Raw genomic sequence first — 22,852 nt, 5'->3', positions numbered from 1 at the left:
GCAAAATCCGTTAGAACGAGACTTAATCGCAGACAAAATGATAAAATTCATCCATAGTAAAGTATTTTGAGCCAAGTCATGTTTGTCAAAAAACTGTTTCAACAACAGAGCAGGAAGAACCAAAGTAATTTATCTGTACCCCTTTTATATTTTAATAATAAGACCAAACACAGTATTTGGGATAAAATAACTCAAAATAAGGGACTAAAATCAATTATTTTGCAGCTAAGTATGGCGATTTTATTTTGCTTGCTGCCTATACTTAATGTAACCGCCCATGCACCTGAGCAAAGTTATCTTTATTTTCAAGTATATGACCAAGCCATTGAAACCCGCGCAGAAATTACAGTTAAAGACCTCAATAAAGCCTTAAACTTGAATTTACCAACTAATAAGAAGGTTCAAAAACAAGATATAGAGCCTCACCTTTCAGAAATTAGGGATTATCTAGAGGAAAATTTGACTATTAGTAATAACCAACAAGAATATCCTTTAATATATCAAGGATATGGGCAGTTTAAAACAGGATTTGCTCACTATTTAACTTTTGATTACCGTCTTGACAATTTAGAAGAAATTCCTGAAACTCTTGATGTTGATTACCGAGTGCTGTTAGATATTAAACCTAAACATAAAAACTTCGTTATGATTGAGCATAATTGGAAGACAGGCACATTTGCCAATGAATCTTCTATCTCCTTAACTTTCACTCCTAATAGCTCCCCACAAACTTTAGATTTATCCTCTTCTTCCTTATGGAGAGGGTTTACTTCTGTGGTCAAACTAGGTTTTTTACATATTTGGGAAGGTACTGATCATATTTTGTTCTTAATTGCTTTAATTCTCCCCTCTGTCTTACGCCGAGAAAATTTAGGCTGGGAACCAGTGAAAAATTTTCGCCCCGCTTTTTTTCATGTAATTAAAATTGCCACTGCTTTTACTATTGCCCATAGCGTCACCTTAGCTTTGGCCACACTGCAAATTATTGAAATTCCTTCTCGCATAGTTGAATCCATAATTGCTCTGTCCATTGCCATAGCTGCTGTAGATATTGTTTATCCTATTTTTGGAAAAAGAATTTGGTTAATTATCTTTGGTTTTGGATTATTTCATGGATTTGGTTTTGCTAATATTCTAGCAGAGTTAGGGATAGCTCGAGACCACGCATTTCTCTCCTTATTTGGATTTAATTTAGGGATTGAACTTGGTCAAATTGCTATCATTGCTATCATTTTTCCCCTTCTTTATCTCTGTCGGCAACCAAAAATTTATAGTAGATTTTTTGTTCAATCTGGAGCCGCTTTTATGTTTATAGTGGGCATTTATTGGTTTATAGAACGTGCTTTTGATGTTGATCTTCATCTTTTCGGTTTTGTTAAACAAATTTTCTAAGATATGAAGAGTATTTTTGAAGAGCATCTGCCGGCAAAGAAGCTAAACTATAGCGAAAAAACAATAAAATCTAGATTATATGGAGGAAAATAGTGGAAACCTTAATTCTCTCAGTCAATGATATCCGCAAAATTGTGCAGAAAGTTGGCTTAGATATGTTGATGGACCAAACCATAGCTCGCCTGAGCAAAACATTTCAGCAATTTGATCACAACAAAACCACTATTCCCCCCCGTGAAGGTTTTAGCTATGAAAATTCTCATACAGGTTTGATCGAATGGATGCCCTTGCTTCATCAACAAGAGCGAGTAATTATCAAAGTTGTTGGCTATCATCCTAATAATCCCCAGAATCGTCAACTACCGACAATTCTTTCCACCGTATCAGCTTATGATGCAACCTCAGGCCACTTGATGGGATTGATGGACGCAACTTTTTTAACCGCCCTAAGAACCGGTGCAGCATCAGCCGTCGCCAGTCAATTAATGGCTAAACCCCATAGCAAAATTCTAGGAATTATCGGTTGTGGCGCACAGGCAGTTACTCAGTTGCACGCCCTTACTCGAATTTTCGATTTCGAGCAGGTTCTAATTTATGACACTGATCCCATGATCAGCAATTCTTTTGCACAAAGGGTTGCTTGCCTTAATCTTAAAAATGTAGAAATTCAGGTAACTCCATTGGCTCCACTGGTAGCCTTAGCCGATGTGCTTTGTACTGCGACTTCGGTTAAAGTTGGAGAAGGCCCTGTTTTTCAAGATAAATCCCTCAAACCTTGGATACATATCAATGCCATTGGCTCTGACTTCTCTGGAAAAATAGAGATCCCCAAATCCGTTCTTCAAAGTAGTTTTGTTTGCCCTGATTTCCGTACTCAAGCATTGAAAGAAGGGGAATGCCAGCAACTCGAACCTCAAGATATTCAACTGGAACTCTACCAATTGATCAAACAAGAAGAGCAGTATAGATATATTCGCTATGAGAAAACAGTTTTTGATTCAACAGGATGGGCCTTAGAAGATCAAGTTGTCATGAATATATTTTTTGATTACGCTAAAGAACTAGGGGCAGGAACTTTAGTCCAATTGGAAAGTATCTCTGCTGATACGAGAAACCCCTATGATTTTTCGATTCCATCAGCAATTAACAAAGGTGTTTCTAAAATAGACCTTTCCGTAAATTCAATTTATAGCAATAGACAGGCTAGTTAGGACACATAAATTATATTTTAAGGGAACAGGGAACAGGGAACAGGGAACAGAAAAATGTCCTAATAGCTTTGGCGACTGCTATAACAGCCCTTCGGGCGAGGCAGAAGGCAGGGGGCAGGAGGCAGGAGGGAAGATTTTTAGTTAAAGTCAAGCCTTTTTGCTTCGCCCAACTGGGTCCCGCGTCCCCCAGCAAAATCTGCGATTTGGTGGTCTCCGGTTAGATGCGGGTTAAAATCCCCATCTATACCGGCCTCCTGCCTCCTGCCTTTCAACTCCTGCCTTCTTTTAACAACTTTTTTCTTTCAATCTACTTTAGATATTTATATTGATTATGGATTTTGCTTGGTCAGAAGAACAAATAGCTTTTAAGCAACGGGTAATTAAGTTTGCCCAAGAGAACCTAAATGGGGACATTATTGAACGGGACTATCAAGGAATGTTTTCTCAGGAGAACTGGAGAAAGTGCGCTGAATTTGGTATTCAAGGAATGTGTATCCCGGAAGCCTATAGTGGTTCTCCTGCATTGGACATTATGACTGCCGTTCTAGGGATGGAGGGATTAGGTTATGGTTGTGAAGATAATGGACTCACCTTAGCTCTCAATGCTCAGATGTGGACAGTACAGATTTTACTGTTGCAGTTTGGCACCCAAGCACAAAAACAACGTTATCTTCCTCTTCTTTGTAATGGTGACTGGATAGGGGTTCATGCTTTGTCTGAACCCAATTCTGGGTCAGATGTTTACAGTCTCAAGACGACAGCTAAAAAGTGCGAAGGGGGCTATATTCTTAATGGCCTTAAAAAGTTTGTCACTTGCGCCCCTATCTGTGACCTAGCGATTGTTTTTGCCACTCTTGATCCCAGTTTAGGGAAGTGGGGTATAACTACGTTTCTGGTAGAACGTTCATCACCTGGTTTTTCTACCAGTGCGGTTAAAGAAAAAATGGGCTTACGGACTGCTCCTTTTGGGGAGATTATCTTTGAAGATTGTTTCGTTCCCGAAGAAAATAGACTCGGTCCTGAGGGTGCAGGTTTTAGCTTTTCCCACAACTCCCTAGAATACGATCGCTGTTTTAATCTTGCTAGTGAACTGGGTGCCATGGAAAAGCAGTTGGAAGAAACCATTGCTTATGCTAAGTCTAGAGAACAATATGGACAAGCGATCGGCAAGTTTCAATCTGTTTCTAATCGAGTTGCTGAGATGAAGTTGCGACTAGAAACAGCTAGATTACTACTTTATAAAGTCGCTTGGCTCAAAGATCAAGGAAAACCTGCTATGTTAGAAGCGGCTTTACTTAAGCTCCATTTAAGTGAATGTTTTGTTGCTTCAGGTTTGGATGCCATACGCATTCATGGAGGAAACGGTTATTTGACTGAGTATGGAGTTGAAAGGAATCTTAGAGATGCCATTGGTGGCGTTATTTATGCGGGGACATCGGATATTCAACGCAACATTATTGCTAGTTTATTAGGATTATGATTTATCTTCTTCCCCATAGTATAGATTATTCTGCTGAGAAATTTCCCCACCAGGAAGCCTTTCGGTTTGAAAATAAAAGTCTGACATATCAAGAGTTGGTAGAACAGGCCAATACTCTGGCACATCTTCTTATAGACCAAGGGTTGAAAAAAGGCGATCGCATTGGGGTTTATTGTAATAAAAGCCTAGAATCAGCGATCGCTATCTATGGCATCATGAAAGCAGGAGGGGCTTATGTCCCCCTAGATCCCTCTGCACCAGCAACCCGAATTAGATTTATCCTTAAAAATTGTCAGATTCGGGGTATCATAACTCAACCCCAAAAACAACCATATATCAAAGAAATTTTGCAGGAAACAACCCCTTTAGAATATGTGGTGGGACTTCCTGGAAATAGCGAACTACCTATCCGTATTTTTGATTGGAAAATAGTAACAGATATCTCTGCCAAGTCCTCACCCAAAATAAAAATAATTGAACAAGACTTAGCTTATATCATGTACACCTCTGGTTCAACAGGAGAACCAAAGGGAATTATGCACACCCATAAAAGTGGTTTAAGTTATGCCAAAATGTCGGCTCATACCTATAACTTAAATGAGGGTGATCGCTTGGGAAACCACTCCCCATTACATTTTGATATGTCAACCCTGGACTATTTTACAGGTCCTTTGGTGGGTGCAACAACGGTTATTATTCCGGAAGCTTATACTAAAATTCCTGCTAGTCTTGGCCAACTAATTGAAACAGAAAAAATCACTATTTGGTATTCTGTTCCCTTTGCCCTAATTCAATTACTTCATCGTGGACTTCTGCCTAATCATGACTTGAGTTCTTTACGTTGGATACTATTTGGAGGAGAGCCTTTCCCTCCCAAATATTTATACGAATTAATGAAATTACTTCCTCAAGCACGTTTTTGTAATGTTTATGGTCCGGCTGAAATTAATCAGTGTAGCTACTATCATATTCCTCCCTTAGAATCGATTCTAAATGAACCAGTCCCCCTTGGTAAAATTTGGGACAATGCAGAGGAATTGGTGGTTGATGAAGAAGATAAAAGGGTAACGGAAGGAGAAATAGGAGAATTATTGGTCCGAACTCCTACCATGATGCAAGGATATTGGCAGAATCCTGATTTAAACAAAAAAGCGTTTTTTTATCGTAATACAATAGGAAATCATCAAGAGGTTTTTTTTCGGACAGGGGATCTAGTACGGTTAGAACCCGATGGTAATTACCGTTTTTTGGGACGCAAAGACCGACAAATTAAAACACGAGGTTATCGAGTAGAACTGGATGAAATAGAAACCGCTCTAGTTTCCCATCCTTTAGTAGAGGAAGCAGGAGTTTTTGGTGTTGAAAACGACTCAGGTAGTCAGCATATAGAAGCAGCTGTTACTTTAAAAGGACAAGAAAAAATTACCCCCACTGAGTTAATACGCTATGGTTCTAATATTTTACCCAGATATGCAGTTCCTCTTAAGATTTCTATTAGGGAGGAATTACCAAGGACAACATCGGGTAAAATCGACCGTCGAGCTTTACAACAAGAGGCCGTCAGAAACATGAATTAATGCTTGATGGTTAACTTTATGAAAAAATATCATTAGAATTAAAATAACCTATAAAAAAATAAATAAATGGATACTCAAAAAACACTCATAACCTATATTAGCGAAGACCTACTCAACGGACGCTTGGTAATTAAAGCAGAAGATGACTTACTCGGAGAAAACTTACTAGATTCAATGGGTATTATGTGGCTCATTGCTTTCATCGAAGAAAAATTCGGAATTAAAGTTCCTTTAGAAGACGTAACGATCCACAATTTTCGCACAGTCCAAACTATTGATGCTTATATAAATAAAATGTAACTAAACTGTGAGCAAAAAGTTTAAACATAAATTACTGAACATTAGTTCTTGAGGGAGAAACTATGAGTGATATTGCCGAAAAATCGAATTTAACGACGAGTCAATTTATGTTGTGGTTGGGACAAAAGTTGGCTCCAACAGCCCCCATATATAATATGGTATTGGCTTTTACAATTAATGGCGAAATAAACTCTTTATTATTTCAAAAAGTCTTTCAAATACTGATCAATAAAAGTGATATTTTGCGGACTGTGATTGAAGAAGTAAACAATATTCCACAGCAAAAAGTACAATCTACATTAAATTATACTTTACCTTTATTAGATTTTACTGCTGAAAATAATCCTGAAATTACTGCAAAAAAATGGATTCAAGAGAAATGTCAACAGCCTTTTAATTTACAGGAAAGATTGTTTGATTCTGCTTTAATAAAAATAGATTCAGAAAGATTTATTTGGTATCTTAATCAACATCATTTAATTACTGATATTTGGTCTGTTAGCCTTATTTATCGCTATATGAGTGATTTTTATCGACAAGCAGTGGAAGACACTTTGATAGATTTGTCTGCATTACCAAGTTATGCTGAATATATTAATTATGAAAATAACTCTCGTGATTTTTCTATTTATAAAAAAGCCGTTGATTATTGGCAGAAAAAACAAGATAAATTATCTAAACAAATTATTTTTTACGGTAACAATATAACGAATACACAATCTCGGACTAAAAGGGTATCTTATTATTTAGATAAAGATGGACTATCTCAAAATTTAAGAGCAATAACCACAGAAAAAGAGATTCGTTCTCTTACAGTTCATCTGTCTCTTTTTAATATTTTTGCTACTGTTATTTTTGCCTATCTTTACCGTATTAGTGGTCAAGAATCATTAGCTATTGGTACCCCCGCTCATAATCGTCCCACTAAGAATTTTAAAGAAACAATTGGTGTTTTTATTGAGGTATTTCCTTTTCAGATTTGTATTGAAGAAGGAGAAACTTTCTTATCTTTATTGAAAAAAGTACAACAAGAATCTAATGGTTTTTTACGTTATGCTCAACCAGGTACGAGTAGATTTGCTTTGAACAGAGAAATTAATGTTATCTTAAATTATATTAATGCTTCTTTTCCTGATTTTAATGGTTTAGAAATGCAATCTGATTGGGTTCATGCTGGTTATGGTGATAGTCGTCATCATCTAAGAATTCAGGTACATGATTTAGACAAAAGTGGTAATTTTTTGTTACATTTTGATTTTAATAATGACCTCTTTGATGAAGCATTACAGCAGAGAGCGATCGCTCATTTTATTAGTCTTCTGAAAGGATTTATTGAAGATAGAAACCAACCCATAGACAAGGTTAATTTAGTAACAGCAGAAGAAGAGAAAGATATAATTAATCATTTTTCTGATATCCAATCAAATTTTGATGATTCAAAATTAGAAAAAAACGTTATTGATATTTTTGAAGAACAAGTTAATCAAACCCCTAACAGTCCTGCGATTAGCTACAATCAACAACAGATTACTTACGATGAGTTTAATAAAAAGGTTAATCAATTAGCCCGTTATTTACAGAAAAAGGGGATTGGGCAAGAAATTACTGTTGGGATTTTTATGAGGCGATCACTAGAAATGTTGATCGCTATTTGGGCTATTATTAAAGCAGGTGGGACTTATGTTCCTCTCGACCCTAATTATCCTTCTGAGAGAATCAATTTTATTGTAAAAGACACTCAAGTTTCTTTGATATTAACAGAAGGTTCTTTAGGGGAAGAAATATCGGTTGATAGTAATTTAGATATTATTGATCTTGATAAAGACTGGATAAAAATCAAGGATGAGTCGTCAGAAAATCTTGATAAGAAGATTCAACCAGGAGATTTAGCTTATATTATTTATACCTCTGGTTCGACGGGTCAACCTAAAGGGGTTATGATTGAACATCGAGGATTAATTAACTATGTATCTTGGGCAAAACAAGAATATATAAACAACAATGATCCTAATTTTAAAGCTAAATTTCCTCTCTTCTCTCCCCTTTCTTTTGACTTAACTGTAACGTCTATTATGGTCCCACTTATTAGTGGTGGAGAAATTATAATTTATGAAGAAAATACAGAGGAAATCGATTTGTCGATTGCTCGTATTATTGAAGATAATGCAGTCAATATTATTAAGTTGACTCCTTCTCATCTATCTATTATCAAAGATTTGGATTTGAGTCAGTCTCAGATCAAAAAAATGATTCTGGGTGGTGAAGATTTAAAAACGTCCCTAGCGAGAAAAATTACAGAAGCGTTTGATAACAATATTGACATTTATAATGAATATGGACCGAGTGAAGCAACCGTTGGTTGTATGATTTATAAGTTCGATTATCAACAAGATCAAGGAGTATCCGTTCCCATCGGTAAACCATCTGCTGGATCACAAATTTATGTCTTAGATAAGTATCTTAATCTCGTTCCTCAAGGAGTCGTAGGAGAAATTTATATTGCTAGTCCAGGGTTAGCAAAAGGTTATCTTAATCGTCCTGAATTGTCCAGAGAACGTTTTATTTCTAATCCTTTTAAACCTGGAGAAAGATTATATAAAACAGGAGATTTAGGACGGTGGAAAAACAATGGACAATTACAATATTTAGGACGTAGCGATCGCCAAGTAAAAATAAGAGGAACCAGAATTGAATTAGGAGAAGTAGAAACAGTCTTATTATCTCACCCTAAAATTACTGATTGTGTTGTAGATATTGTCCAAAAAAAAGCTTCATTAGATAGTAAATCTTCCATAATTCACTGTTCTCAATGTGGAATTCCTTCTAATTATCCTAATATTACCTTAGATGAAAATGGAGTTTGTAATCTGTGTAATGCGTATGAAAATTACCAGCACAGAATTCAACAATATTTTAAACCCTTTGATGAACTCAAAAAAATTTTAAATGAAGCAAAAACAAACAAGAGAGGAGAATACGATTGTTTAATGTTACTTAGTGGTGGAAAAGACAGCACTTATGTTTTGTATCAACTGGTAGGAATGGGTTTAAAAGTATTAACTTTCACCTTAGATAATGGTTATATTTCCGAACAAGCAAAAGGGAATATTCAAAGAGTGGTTGAGTCTTTGAATGTGGATCATATCTTTGGTAATACTCCAGCGATGAATAAGATATTTGTTGATAGTCTGCAACGTCATTGTAATGTGTGTAATGGTTGTTTTAAAACCATTTATACCTTGAGTATGCAACTTGCTGATGAAAAAGGTATTCCTGTTATCATCACGGGGTTATCTAGGGGACAATTTTTTGAGACACGATTAACAGTGGAACTATTTACCCAACCTAATTTTGATGTCAATGAAATTGATAAAATGGTGTTAGAAGCAAGAAAAGCATATCATCGAGTTGATGATGCAATCTATCGGGAATTAGATGTAACTGCTTTTAGTGATGATGAGATTTTTAACAGAGTTAAAATTGTTGATTTCTACCGCTATTGCGATGTAGAACTAGAGGAAATGTTACGGTTTCTCAAAGAAAATGCACCTTGGATCAGACCTTCAGATACAGGACGTTCTACTAACTGTTTAATCAACAATGCTGGTATTTATGTCCATACTCAACAGCAAGGGTATCACAATTATGCTTTACCTTATAGTTGGGATGTTCGTTTGGGTCACAAAGAAAGAGATACAGCATTAGAAGAACTGAATGATAATATAAATGTTGAAGATGTTGAAAGAATTTTACAAGAAATTGGTTATGAAGAAGTTGAAAATGAAGACAATAAACTGGTTGCTTATTATGTCAGTTCTACCCATTTAAGTTCTGCTGATTTAAGAACTTATCTTAGTCAAAAACTTCCCCGGAATACCATTCCTTCTTATTTTATTCCCCTTGATAAAATTCCCCTAACAAATAATGGCAAACTTGATCGCACTTGTTTACCCAGTCCAGAAAATACTCGACCTGAACTAGATACAACTTTTGTTATTCCCAGTCAACCCCTTGAAAAGACTTTAAGTCAAATTTGGACAACAGTTTTAAAAGTCAATCAAATAGGAATTTATGATAACTTCTTTGATCTTGGTGGCGATTCAATTATGGCGATTCAAATTGCAATTAAGGCCAATGAATTTGGGTTACAATTGAGTCCTAATCAGTTATTTCAACATCCAACCATCAAGGAATTAGCTGATAATATTGACACTTTATCAATCATTTTATCTGAACAAGGACTGGTTACCGGATCTGTTCCCCTTACTCCTATTCAACATCGTTTCTTTGCTCAAAATGTGCAAGAACCGAACCATTGGAATCAAAGTCTTTTGCTTGAAATAGATGAAAAATTAGATAATAATTTGTTAGAAAAAGCACTCCAACAGTTACTAATTCATCATGATTCCCTTCGCTCACAGTTTAAAAAAGAATCATTTTCTTGGCAGCAATTTATCCCCGAATCGATTCCCAATGTAACAGTAACATCCGTTGATTTATCCCATAAAACTGTTTCAGAACAAGATGATTCTACTGCTAAAATAGAAGAGAATCTACAAAAAAGTATCAATCTTGCTCAGGGAGAACTTATCAAAATTGCCTTGTTGAATTTAGGCAATAATCAAAAGAATCATTTACTCATTATTATCCATCATTTAGCCATTGATGGGGTATCTTGGTCAATTTTATTAAAAGATTTACAAACCCTTTACCAACAACTAAAAAATGGACAACCTTGCCAACTTCCTTTGAAAACAACCTCATTTAAACAGTGGTCTGAAAAATTAGTTGAATTAGCTAACTTAGATAATAATTTGCAAACAGAAATTGAGTATTGGCAATCATTATCTGGGACTGAATTACCATCTTTATCGTTAGATTATGATAGTACGGAAAATACAGAAGCAACTGCTAAGAATATTACTGTTTCTCTCACTGCTGAGGAAACTAACTTACTGTTACAAGACATTCCAAAAATTCATCATACCCACATCAATGAGATATTAATTACTGCGCTAACATTGTCAATTACAGAAATAACTCAAAACCCATTAATTCAGATAGACTTGGAAGGTCATGGTAGAGAACAAGAAATCGTAAAAGGGGCAAATTTAGTCCGTACAATAGGTTGGTTTACCTCTATTTTTCCCGTTATCTTCAAGATAGAAAATAATAAGAATTTAGAATTATCTCTAACATCTATTAAAGAAGAATTAAGTAATATTCCCAACCGAGGAATTAGTTATGGAATATTACATTATCTCCGTTCGGATGAGATATTAGAAGCAATATCGCCATCAAAAATTCTTTTTAATTATCTTGGGATTATGGAACAACTATTAGCAGAAAACTCTCCCTTTAAACTGTGTCGTGAACTCACATTATCTCGAAGTGATCAAGAAAAAAGACAGTATATTCTCGAAATTAATGCTTTTATAATTGAAGAGAAACTGACAATTGATTGGCGTTATAGTGGTAATTTTAATCAAGAAAAAATCGTTAAACAGATGATCGATAATTTCTCGAAAAAATTGCGATCGCTTATTACTCATTGTAGTCAGTCTCAAGCAGAAGATTCTACACCTAATGACTTTCCTTTAGCTAATTTAACTGAAGACAAAATCAATAAAATAGCTAAGTTACTGGGTTAACCTAAGTTAGATATAGCGTTTCTCGGACTCATGAGGTACATCTAATATCTCACTCTGAACTCCGAACTCCGAACTCCGAACTCCGAACTCCTAAAACTAGAAAACCCTGTACCTCACAAGTATGAGAAATGCTATATAAGTCACAAAACATCAATATGTTACAAGTATTCTATAATCTTATTAGTTCACTGAAAATACACAATTGTTTCCAATGAAGCTAGAAAATGTTGCCGATATATATCCCCTCTCTCCTGTTCAGCAAGGAATGCTTTTTCATACCTTAACTGCACCAAATTCAGGTGTTTACATAGAACAATATACCTGTAAAATTAAAGGTGAATTACAAGAAAAATTTTTTAAGTTAGCTTGGGAAAAAGTTATAGAACGTCATGAAACTTTAAGAACTGCTTTTGTTTGGGAAGGTTTAGATGAACCTTTACAAATTGTTCGTCAAAAGGTAGAAATTTTATGGACATTTGAAGACTGGTGTAAACTAGACTCTACAAAACAAAAAGAACAATTAGATGACCTTCTTGAACAAGATCGCTTTTTAGGATTTCAGTTAGAAAAAGCACCATTAATGCGTCTAAAAATTATTTATCTTCAAGATAAAAATTATCAGTTAATTTGGACATTTCATCATCTAATTAGTGACGGTTGGTCAACTCTGATTATCTTAAAAGAAGTATTTGCTTTATATGCTTCTCTCTGTCAAAAAAAAGAAATTAGTCTCCCATCTTCTCCTCCCTATAAAGATTATATTGCTTGGCTACAACAACAGGATTTAAACAAAGCTAAAATCTTTTGGCAACAAGTTTTTAAAGGATTTACAGAACCAACTCCACTTCCTATTAGCAACTCTTTTAAATCCACTTCTAACTATCAACAAAAACAAATTTCATTAAATCCTAAACTCTCAGAATCTTTAAATACTTGGGCGAAACAGAATAGACTTACCCTAAATACAGTTATTAATGGTGCTTGGTCTTTGCTTTTGAGTCGATATAGTGGTGAACAAGAAATTGTTTATGGAACAACAGTTTCTGGTCGTCCTACAACCTTCTCAGGAGTTGAAGAAATGGTAGGAATTTTTATCAATAGTTTGCCCGTCAGAGTCAATATTTCTCCTCAACAACAACTGATTCCTTGGTTGCAAGAAATACAGTTACAACTGCTCAAAATTCGTGATTTTGAATATACTCCTTTGGTCAATATTCAACAATGGAGTGAAGTCCCCCAAGGAAAGTCTTTATTTGATAGTTTGGTTGTCTTTGAAAACTATCCTGAACCTCCTCAAACAGAAGATATTGACTTAACAATAGATGAAATTAATTACCGAGAACAAAGTAATTATCCTCTCGCTTTACTGGTAGTTCCGAAAGTATCATTAAAATTAATTTTAATCTATGATGGAAATCGTTTTGATTCTGGGATAATAACTCGAATGTTAGCTTCTCTAGAAACTTTATTACAAGGATTTTTTGAACATCCTAATAGTAATCTTATTGACTTACCTATATTAACCGAAGCAGAAAAAAATCAACTCCTTTTAGAGTGGAATAAACCTCAAACAAAAATAGGAAAAGATGTTTATATTTATGATTTATTTAAAGAACAAGTCAAGCAAAATCCCCATGCTGTTGCTGTTACCTTTGAGAATCAATCTCTAACGTATCAAGAACTAAACCAAAAAGCTAATTGTCTAGCTCATTATTTACAATCTTTAGGTGTTGGGTCTGATGTTTGTGTCGGCATTTTTTTAGAACGTTCTTTAGAAATGGTGATAGCAATTCTTGGTATTCTTATTGCTGGTGGTGCTTATGTTCCTTTAGATCCAGACTATCCTCAAGAAAGATTGATTTATATTTTGCAAGATACTGAAACTGCTATAATTTTAACTCAGCAAAAACTGCTCAATTTGTTGCCCAAGACCCCGTCTTTAACGACGGGGTTTAATATACCCACTTTTTGTTTAGATACAGATTGGCAAAAAATAGAAGACAATGAGGATTTAAAATCTTCACTAATTAACCTAAAATCAAATGACTCTCTTGCTTACATCATTTATACATCAGGTTCTACAGGTAAACCCAAAGGAGTCTTAGTAACGCACAGTAATCTTGTTCATTCTACAACAGCCCGAATTCAGTATTATAATCAATCCGTTGGTAACTTTTTGTTACTCTCTTCCTTTGCTTTTGATAGTTCAGTTGCCGGAATTTTTTGGACAGTATGTCAAGGAGGAACTCTCGTTTTACCAAAACAAAAATTAGAACAAGATATACAAGCATTAGCAACCCTAATTTCCCGTGAGCAAATTACTCATACCCTCTGTTTGCCATCTCTTTATAACTTATTATTAACCTATACGAAAAATACAGAACTTGAATCTCTAAAAGTCGTCATTGTTGCAGGAGAAGGGAGTTGGCAATCGCTTGCTACACTACACCATGAAAAACTTCCAGATACCTCTTTATATAACGAATATGGTCCCACAGAAGCAACAGTTTGGAGTAGTGTCTATCAAGTACCAAAAACTATGGAAAGTTCAACTATTCCCATTGGTAAACCCATTGCCAATACACAAATTTATTTACTCAATAATCTTCAACAGTTAGTTCCTATAGGTGTTCCAGGAGAAATCTTTATTGGTGGTTCAGGAGTTGTTCAAGGATACTTAAATCAACCAGAAAAAACGAATCAGCAATTTATTCCTAACCCCTTTAGTCAAGTGGAAGGAGATTATTTGTACCGAACCGGTGATCTTGCGCGTTATCTTCCAGACGGAAATATAGAATTTTTGGGACGAGTCGATCGCCAAGTAAAAATTAGGGGTTATCGGATTGAGTTAGGGGAAATTGAAGATATACTCAAAGAACATGAAACGGTTCAAGAAGCAGTATTAGTAACTCAGTCCATTCAACCGTCTTCTGACTCTGATAGTGTAGAGAGTTTGGTCACACAATTGTTAACATTGCATGAAGATCAAGTAAAGCAATTGCTGATTAATATCGAGGAAAATGATTAAAAATGGCTCATATTGTTTGCATCACTGGTGGACTGACAGGAATATTTAACGCGAGTATTGCATTGGTTAAGCACTTGGAACAAGCAGGTCATCATGTTACCTACGCTAGTCCTAAAGACTGGTCTGATCTAACGAATCAATATAATATACCCTTTGTTCAACTTGATCCTTGGATATTTGATTGGCAAGAACCCCCTCTGAGTCGCTGGCAAAAATTTCGGCAACTCAGAGAACGAAGAAATCAAGGAATAAAAGCATTGGGTGTCGAGAATTTTGTAGAAACAATTAAGGAATTAAAACCCGATCTACTGCTCATTGATATGGAAATGCACCCCCATATTATGACTGCGGTTGCTAACAAGCTACCAGTCGCACTTTTATGTCAGTTTTTATCAATTTGGAAGCGACCTCATTTACCTCCTATTCACACTAATATTATTCCAGGTAAAGGGTTGCGAGGACAATGGTTTGGCATTGAATGGACTTGGTTCCGCTATGGTTGGACAAAATGGCGAGAATATCAGTCCGAACGTTGGCAAAAGATGGGAGTTGATCGAATTTCTGTCTTGCGTTGTTATGCTAAGAAAATAGGCTATCCCTTCAGAGAAAGATTCGGGTTTAAGCAGTCTCTTGTCCCTTATCCCCATAAGGCCATTCCTGTTCTCTGTTTCAACGCTTTAGAGTTAGATTATCCCCACGTTCCGCATCCTTCAATGCACTATATTGGACCAATGGTTTACGAAAATCGTCATGAATCAAACGTTGAACCCAGCACTTATAAAAGTCTAGAGCAACTCTTTGAAAAACGTCAATTAACTGGGAGTTCACTAATTTATTGTGGTTGTAGTAGCTTTAATAGAGGGAATCAAAGATTTTTAAAAAAACTTATAGAAGCAGTATCAAATTGTTTACAATGGGATTTAGTAATAGGAGTTGGTAATCAGCTAGACTTGAATCAATTAGGTTCTCTTCCTTCTAATGTATATGCTTTTAATTGGACCCCTCAAATTCAAATACTTAAACACGCAGACTGTGGGATTATTAATGCTGGGATTAATAGTATAAATGAGTGTCTTTACTTTGGTGTGCCTATGTTAGTTTATTCTCTGCGACGTTATGATCAAAATGGAAATGCAGCCCGCATCGCTTATCATGGCCTTGGTATTACTGGTGATATTCAACAAGATAAACCTACTAAAATTAGACAAGATATTGATAATATTTTAAATAATCAGTCCTATAGGATACGAGTTAATCGTATGCGTGATTGTTTTGATCACTATAAGCATAAGAGTGTTGCGGTTCAAGTCGTGAAAGATTTATTAAATGAACATAAGTAGAAAAAAGATATAGCCTTTCTCGGACTCATGAGGTACACCTAATACCGAACTCCGAACTCCGAACTCCGAACTCCGAACTCCTAAAACTAGAAAACTCTGTACCTCACAAGTATGAGAAGTGCTATATATTAGTCTAGAAAACTAGAAGATTTTTAAACAAAATTATGAACAATCAACAAAAAGAAAAAGAAATTCTTTTAGAGGAATTTAGCACAGTTGCAAAATCTGTGGGATATCCAGTTACCAGCTTGCATAATATCAAAAATATTTTTAGATTATGGTTAAGCTTTCATTTTACCCAATTAATGATCAAAACTGGATTTAATCGCCGTAAAATAGCAAATTTTTCTCAAAATTCACCTCTTATTTTAAATATTGGCTGTGCAGGAAATGAAAAAGAAGAATATATTAACGCCGATGTATTTCGTGTCTTCGGTGATTGGGGTTTTGCTAGTATTAGACGGTTTTTATTTGGGAATAGGGATAAGACTAAGTATGATTTGTTTTTGGACTTAACTGTTCGAGATATTGATTTATTAGAAATTGCTGATTTTATTATTCTTTCTCATGTTTTAGAACACATCCATCCTCAATATACTCTAATTACTTTGAAAAATTGTTTTGATTATCTAAAAATAGGAGGGTATATACGGGTTGTTGTTCCTTATCTAGAAGCTTACAATAATTCCTTTGATTTACCTCAATGTCAAGAATCAACCAATCCGATCTTAGCTAAAAATAAGTTGATTTATGGATGGGGTCATTGTTTTATGTTTGCTCCAGATTTATTGAAAATATTGTTAGAAGAAGTTGGTTTTTCTGAGGTAAAACAAGTTGATTTCGGTTCAGATATTTTAGGAGAAAGTGATTTAGAAATATATCGAAAAGAATCTATCTATATAATAGGAAAAAAATAATTATAAAAGATAGGAAAAGTAAAAAAAATGAAAATTCAATGTTGACCAATAAAGTCATTCATTTAATTTAAAATCCCCATCTATACCTTTTCTCGGACTCATGAGGTACACCTAACTCCTGCCCCCTGCCTCCTGCCTCCTGCCTCCTGCCTTTCACCTTCTGCTTTCTTTTAAAGCCAACATCAAATTCAGATAAATATGGAAAAACGTTGTAAAAATCAAAATCCCATTTTTATTGTAGGAATGCCAAGATCAGGCACAACTTTAATGCGTTCTTTATTATCAGCACATCCTAATATTGCCATCGCACCAGAAACTCACTTTTGTAAAAATTGGTTCAAACCCTATCAACATTTAGATTTGAATCAACCAGAACAATTTGAGACTTTTTGGCAAACGCTTTGTCGTAGTAAAATGTTTGAATCTTTTGGATTAAATGCTGAAAAAATCCAGACAAATCTTTTAGTCGATGGAAATATAAACCATAAAACTGTTTTAACCGTTCTCCTTGAATCTTATGCTACGAAAATGGAAAAATTAAGATGGGGAGAAAAAACACCAGATCATTATCAATATCTAGATATTTTATTCAGATGGTATCCTCATGCACAGGTCATTTGGATGTTGCGAGATCCCCGAGCAGTAAGTTCTTCTTTAATAACTAAAAAATGGGCGAGTTCTTATATCGATGTTCATGCTCGTAAATGGTGTGAAAGTGTGGAAAATTTTAGAAAAAAATGGTCAAAAGATGAGCATATTATCTTAGTTAAATATGAATCCTTAGTACGAGAACCTGAGCAAGAAATGTCTCGTATTTGTTATTTTTTACAAGAACAGTATAGTCCCCTAATTATTTCAGAGAATCATAAATCTCCGAGTATTTTTGGGTTAAACCATAATATCGATCCGTCTGTTCAAGAAGTCTTAGCCCCCGTCCATAAAATGGCCTTAGAAAAGTGGCGGGAAAAATTATCCTCCTATCAAATTGCTGTCGTAGAACATTTAACTAGAAATGAAATGAGCAAACAAGGATATCAACCTATTACTAAGAAACTCAGTACATGGCAATCTTGGCGACTATTTCTAATTGTTAATTTACGAAAACTAAGAAATAATTTAAAATCTATTAGGAGTTAAAAATAAACAACGTTATATAATGTTACCAAAAAAAGAATTATATCAAAGAGTTAAACTTCTCTCCCCAAGTCAGCGATTAGAGCTATTACAGCAAATTCGTCAGCTTAAAGCGCAAAAGTCACAATCAGTATCTCATCAAAGATTAATAGCTTATGTTGTTCCTCAACCTTCTGTTACTGATGTAGATACTTCGATCTTACGGGACTATCTGAAAACAAAACTACCTAATTATATGGTTCCAGCCGGAATTATATTCTTAGAAGCATTACCCCGTACTGCTAATGGGAAGATTGACGCGAAAGCACTACCCGAACTGCAATCAGCAAATTTTAACTCCCATCAATCAACTCCCCCAGAAACGTCCATAGAAAAGACACTAGCTGAGATTTGGAGCGAAGTTTTAGCACTTGATACAATTGGTATTCATGACAACTTTTTTGAGCTAGGAGGGGATTCTATCCTCAGTATTCAGATTACCTCCAAAGCAAGAGAAGCCGGACTAAGATTCTCTCCTAACCAGCTTCTTGAGCAACCGACTATTGCTGAGTTAGCGACTGTTGTTAATGTTACTCCTGAAGTGATTGCTACTCAAACACCAGTGACCGGTTCACTACCACTCACTCCTATTCAACACTGGTTTTTTGAACAGGAGATGATTGCAGCAAATCATTGGCATCAAGCCATGTTACTAGAAATTCCCCTTGGGGTGAGTTTATCTAAAATTCAAGAAGCGATCGCAACCTTGTGGACTCATCATGACGCTTTAAGACTCAGTTTTAGCTATCATTCAACGGGTTGGCAACAAACCAATACAGATGTAGGAAACCCACCATCCTTAGTTGAAATAGACATTTCCCGTATGAGTCAAACAGACCAAATCAAAGCAGTTGCTCAATACGGTACAGATATCCATAGTGCCATGAATTTAGCTGAGGGTAAACTGATGGGAGTTGCCCATTTTATCCGAGGTGGAAATCTATCTAATTGGTTTCTCATCAGCTTACATCATTTAATTGTAGATACAGTTTCTTGGCAAATTTTACATAACGATTTAGAGAAATTATTAAACCAAAATAATTACCCAACATCACTACCAACAAAAACAACTTCCTTTAAAACTTGGGCTGAAATTCTTACGTCTCAAGCATCTCAGCGACAGTCTCAAGCTGATTTTTGGTTTAAGCAAGTTGAGTCACCCTTCATTCGTTTACCACGAGATTATTCCGATACACCACTATCAACTGAGGGGACTGTAGAAACAGTTAATGTTCATCTTAATTCCCAGGATACTCAAGCTTTGCTGCAATCAGTACCAGCTATTTACAACACACAAATTAACGATATATTGTTGAGTGCATTAGCACAAACATTGCTTCAATGGAGTACGCTAAAAGCAGGAAATATTCGTATTGATCTCGAAACCCATGGCCGTGAACAGATTGTATCTGACATCGATTTATCGAGAACCGTAGGTTGGTTTACGATGGTTTATCCCTTGAAGCTAGAATTCACTCATAGTGATGACTATGGAATAATGATCAAATCTGTGAAAGAACAAATTCGACAAATTGGCGATCGTGCTATTGACTATGGAATTTTACGTTATTTAGGTGATAAAACCATAAGTCAACGATTAGCTAAAGCACCGAGATCAGAAGTATTATTTAATTATTTAGGTCAACAAAATACCACAAATAAACACACACATATTCCAATCATTCAAGATATTTCTCTGGGTCAGCTAAGAGATATAAATAATAGTTGTAGCTACTTGTTAGAAATTAATGCTTGGATTGCTGATAAACAACTTCAACTTGATTGGCTCTATGATAAACACATATATCAATCAAATACCATTAGTACAATAGCAAATAACTATCTCAGTACACTCAAAGCCATTATTTTACATTGTCTAACTAGGGATGAAATTGGTTTTAGTCCCTCTGATTTTCCTGATGCGGAACTTACTCAAACTGAACTAGATGAATTTATCGATAACCTGAGTTCTATATAAGGAAATTTATAGATAAATTGTCAAAATAAGAGGTATAAAACACTTATTTTTCTTTTAAAAATCCTCAACTCCCAACTCCGAACACCTAACACCGAACTCAGTCTAATAACATTACATAAAATTTGATATGGATAAACAAAACATCGAAGCTATATATACTCTAACTTCTTTACAACAAGCATTTTTATGGCATAGTCTGCAAACTTCTTCTCAAGAAGGATTACTGCACGTCAGTTGTGATATTTATGGAGAACTAAACCCACTTTTGTTAAAGCAAGCGTGGGAATTTGTCTTCAGTCTTCATCCAGCATTACGCACTTCCGTTCATTGGCAATCAAGTAAACAACCGCTTCAAGTTGTTAGTCGTCAGATAACATTACCTTGGGTTCAACTGGACTGGCAAGGAAAAGAAAATCAAGATTTGATTCTAGCAGAGTTTCTTCTAGAAGATCGTCCTAAAAGTTTCGATTTTACCCAAGCTCCTATAAGTCGTATTTCTCTAATTCAACTGACTGATTTAAACTATAAATTGCTCTGGAGTTGTCACCATTTGATGTTAGATGGTTGGTCTAGTGCAGTGGTACTAAATCAAGTATTTTATAGCTATGAAATATTACTCAAGGGAGACTCTCCTTCAATCTTAAAACCACAAACTTATCAAACTTATATTCGTTGGCTCAAAGAACAAGACGAAACCGCCGCCGCTAATTTCTGGCAGAAAAACCTTGAAGGTTTTACAAATACTACCCCTCTACCCATTTCTCAAACAGAAAATAATAATCCCTCTGAAACTGAAAACCTCTCAATCACTATTTCAGAAAAAACCACCCAAGAACTAGAACTATTTTTGCGATCGCATCAACTAACAGTTAATACTTTAGTCCAAGGGAGCTGGGCTTTATTACTCTATCTTTATAGTGGCAAAACTGATGTGTTATTTGGAGCAACAGTATCAGGGAGACAAGCTGATTTAGTGGGAATTGAAAATATTGTTGGTTTATTGAACAATGTTCTGCCTGTTCGCTTACAAATTACGCCAGAAGAAAATATAATTTCTTGGTTAGAAAATTTACAAACTAAACAAACTATAGCTAGTAAATATGCCTATGCCTCTTTAATTCAGATTCAAACTTGGACTCAACTATCGGGTTCATTATTTGATAGTCTATTAGTCATTGAAAATTATCCCATGAAAATAGGTGGCTCAAGCAAAAGTTTACAAGTAGATAATTTTAAATCAGGTATTATTAGCACCTATAATTTAACCTTAATAGTGATACAAAAAAATGAGCTTACTGTTACTTTATCTTACAAAGTAAACTATTTCACTCCTCAAATTATTCAAACTTTGTTAAAGCAATTTGCAGAAATTTTAACCAATATTCTTCAAAATCAGTCAAAAGCGATCGCAGATATTTTGCCATTACCTGAATTAGTAATTAAAGAAAACCAATCTTCAAAAATTACATCCCCTTCCACCCCTTACCAAAACCTTAGTAGAGAACAACTAGAAGGTAATTTTTTAGCTCCAGAAAATCCCACAGAACTTAAACTCACTCAAATATGGGAATCTATTTTAGGGGTTAGTCCCCTAAGTGTTGAAGCCAGTTTTTTTGACTTAGGTGGAAATTCTCTAATGGCAGTACAGTTATTTAACCAAATGCAGCAACAACTTAACTGTACACTACCTCTAGCTACTTTATTTCAAGCACCCAATGTTCGCAAATTTGCTCAATTACTTAATCAGGAGCAACCGATTTCGTCCTGGACAAGTGTTGTACCCATTCAAGTCAATGGCTCTAAATTACCATTCTTTTTTCATGGTGGTTCAGCCGATGCTCTAACATGGGCTAGATTTTCTAATTTGTTAGGTTCAGATCAACCTTTTTATGCGTTACAACGTCCTGATCTCAATAGTGGAGAGATTTGCAACGATACAGTTGAAACCCTGGCAGAAACTTGTGTTAAGGAAATACGAATGATACAACCCAAAGGACCTTACTTGATAGGAGGACATTGTTTTGGGGGTGCAGTTGCATTTGAGATCGTTCAACAACTTCAATCTCAAGGAGAAGACATTGCAAGTCTGATTTTGATTGATGCTTATTGTCCTAATTCTTTCTCTATCAATGTTCTCAGTGAAGTTCAAACCAAACTGCAACTGGGACTCTTTTGGTTCAGGAAAAACTATTATTATCATGGTGGTTGGGATAAAATTAAACTTTTACCCAATAAAGTTTGGCAAAAATTAGCAAAACAAGCACAATCTTTCCCAATCATTAATAATGAAGAGACAGAGAAAAATATCGTTCCTGAAATTCCGCAAAATTCCCCTAATGTTGATCAAACCACTAAACCAATGATACCTTATGAAAATCGATATGCCCTTGCTCAAGCGGCCAATGAAATTGCTGCAAATTCATATTTCCCTCAACAATATTCAGGGAAAGTCAAACTTTTTCGGGCAGAAGTTCAAACATTAGACTGGCACTTTGGTTTTCCTCTGGGTTGGCAGAAAGTTACTAAGGAAGAAATTGAAATTACAACTATTCCTGGTTTTTTTGGTAATTTGTTTAATCAAGAATCTGGATTATTACTCGCTGAACAAGTTAAAAATTATCTTTTGATATTAGGCTAAAATTTCTTATAACCTGAGTTGGATATAACTCACATCTTGCATTAGAACAAGAATACTTAATAAGTAGAGGCAGAAGGCAGGGGGCAGGAGGCAGGAGGGGAGAAAAAAGTTGAAAAATAAGATTATTTAGCTTTTAAATTGCTCATAATTGGCTATTTAAGATTATA

Annotated in this window: 12 protein-coding genes; all 12 read left to right on the top strand. The window is 35.2% G+C overall.

Going from position 1 to position 22,852, the window contains the following annotated elements; genetic code table 11:
- Nucleotides 1–231: 231 nt before the first annotated feature.
- A complete protein-coding gene (locus tag QNJ66_RS07025; protein WP_300504479.1) occupies nucleotides 232–1,392 on the top strand; it encodes a DUF6702 family protein in 1,161 nt (386 codons plus the stop codon).
- Nucleotides 1,393–1,484: 92 nt separating this feature from the next.
- Nucleotides 1,485–2,603, top strand: a complete 1,119-nt coding sequence (locus QNJ66_RS07020; protein WP_300504476.1) for an ornithine cyclodeaminase family protein — start codon at nucleotides 1,485–1,487, stop codon at nucleotides 2,601–2,603.
- A gap of 331 nt (nucleotides 2,604–2,934) precedes the next feature.
- Nucleotides 2,935–4,083: an acyl-CoA dehydrogenase family protein gene (locus QNJ66_RS07015; protein WP_300504473.1), complete on the top strand. Its 1,149-nt coding sequence runs from the start codon at nucleotides 2,935–2,937 to the stop codon at nucleotides 4,081–4,083.
- Entirely contained in the window at nucleotides 4,080–5,660 is a 1,581-nt protein-coding gene (locus tag QNJ66_RS07010) for an amino acid adenylation domain-containing protein (protein WP_300504470.1), read from the top strand. Before QNJ66_RS07015 ends, QNJ66_RS07010 begins: the two co-directional genes overlap by 4 nt.
- A gap of 66 nt (nucleotides 5,661–5,726) precedes the next feature.
- Nucleotides 5,727–5,960 (top strand): acyl carrier protein, encoded by a 234-nt coding sequence (locus QNJ66_RS07005; RefSeq protein ID WP_300504467.1) that lies wholly within the window; start codon nucleotides 5,727–5,729, stop codon nucleotides 5,958–5,960.
- A gap of 62 nt (nucleotides 5,961–6,022) precedes the next feature.
- Nucleotides 6,023–11,611 (top strand): non-ribosomal peptide synthetase, encoded by a 5,589-nt coding sequence (locus tag QNJ66_RS07000; protein WP_300504464.1) that lies wholly within the window; start codon nucleotides 6,023–6,025, stop codon nucleotides 11,609–11,611.
- Between the two features lie 211 nt (nucleotides 11,612–11,822).
- Nucleotides 11,823–14,639, top strand: coding sequence for an amino acid adenylation domain-containing protein (locus QNJ66_RS06995; protein ID WP_300504461.1), 2,817 nt, complete (start codon nucleotides 11,823–11,825; stop codon nucleotides 14,637–14,639).
- Nucleotides 14,640–14,641: 2 nt separating this feature from the next.
- Nucleotides 14,642–15,979, top strand: coding sequence for a nucleotide disphospho-sugar-binding domain-containing protein (locus QNJ66_RS06990; RefSeq protein WP_300504458.1), 1,338 nt, complete (start codon nucleotides 14,642–14,644; stop codon nucleotides 15,977–15,979).
- Nucleotides 15,980–16,143: 164 nt separating this feature from the next.
- Nucleotides 16,144–16,896, top strand: a complete 753-nt coding sequence (locus tag QNJ66_RS06985; protein WP_300504455.1) for a hypothetical protein — start codon at nucleotides 16,144–16,146, stop codon at nucleotides 16,894–16,896.
- A gap of 198 nt (nucleotides 16,897–17,094) precedes the next feature.
- Complete coding sequence (locus QNJ66_RS06980) at nucleotides 17,095–18,033, top strand: sulfotransferase (protein WP_300504454.1); 939 nt, start codon at nucleotides 17,095–17,097, stop codon at nucleotides 18,031–18,033.
- Between the two features lie 19 nt (nucleotides 18,034–18,052).
- Nucleotides 18,053–20,047, top strand: a complete 1,995-nt coding sequence (locus tag QNJ66_RS06975; RefSeq protein ID WP_300504452.1) for a condensation domain-containing protein — start codon at nucleotides 18,053–18,055, stop codon at nucleotides 20,045–20,047.
- A gap of 127 nt (nucleotides 20,048–20,174) precedes the next feature.
- Nucleotides 20,175–22,685 (top strand): alpha/beta fold hydrolase, encoded by a 2,511-nt coding sequence (locus QNJ66_RS06970; protein ID WP_300504449.1) that lies wholly within the window; start codon nucleotides 20,175–20,177, stop codon nucleotides 22,683–22,685.
- Nucleotides 22,686–22,852 lie beyond the last annotated feature (167 nt).

The sequence above is a fragment of the Crocosphaera sp. genome (assembly GCF_030064895.1).
Classification (GTDB): domain Bacteria; phylum Cyanobacteriota; class Cyanobacteriia; order Cyanobacteriales; family Microcystaceae; genus Crocosphaera.
Note: the sequence above shows the minus strand (reverse complement) of the source record. Positions and strands in the feature narration are given on the sequence as shown.

What these genes read in the sequence shown, in the direction of transcription:
- QNJ66_RS07025 (WP_300504479.1), top strand. Translation starts at nt 232, where the DNA reads ATGGCGATTTTATTTTGCTTGCTGCCTATACTTAATGTAACCGCCCAT.
- QNJ66_RS07015 (WP_300504473.1), top strand. Translation starts at nt 2,935, where the DNA reads ATGGATTTTGCTTGGTCAGAAGAACAAATAGCTTTTAAGCAACGGGTA.
- QNJ66_RS07010 (WP_300504470.1), top strand. Translation starts at nt 4,080, where the DNA reads ATGATTTATCTTCTTCCCCATAGTATAGATTATTCTGCTGAGAAATTT.
- QNJ66_RS07005 (WP_300504467.1), top strand. Translation starts at nt 5,727, where the DNA reads ATGGATACTCAAAAAACACTCATAACCTATATTAGCGAAGACCTACTC.
- QNJ66_RS07000 (WP_300504464.1), top strand. Translation starts at nt 6,023, where the DNA reads ATGAGTGATATTGCCGAAAAATCGAATTTAACGACGAGTCAATTTATG.
- QNJ66_RS06995 (WP_300504461.1), top strand. Translation starts at nt 11,823, where the DNA reads ATGAAGCTAGAAAATGTTGCCGATATATATCCCCTCTCTCCTGTTCAG.
- QNJ66_RS06990 (WP_300504458.1), top strand. Translation starts at nt 14,642, where the DNA reads ATGGCTCATATTGTTTGCATCACTGGTGGACTGACAGGAATATTTAAC.
- QNJ66_RS06985 (WP_300504455.1), top strand. Translation starts at nt 16,144, where the DNA reads ATGAACAATCAACAAAAAGAAAAAGAAATTCTTTTAGAGGAATTTAGC.
- QNJ66_RS06980 (WP_300504454.1), top strand. Translation starts at nt 17,095, where the DNA reads ATGGAAAAACGTTGTAAAAATCAAAATCCCATTTTTATTGTAGGAATG.
- QNJ66_RS06975 (WP_300504452.1), top strand. Translation starts at nt 18,053, where the DNA reads ATGTTACCAAAAAAAGAATTATATCAAAGAGTTAAACTTCTCTCCCCA.
- QNJ66_RS06970 (WP_300504449.1), top strand. Translation starts at nt 20,175, where the DNA reads ATGGATAAACAAAACATCGAAGCTATATATACTCTAACTTCTTTACAA.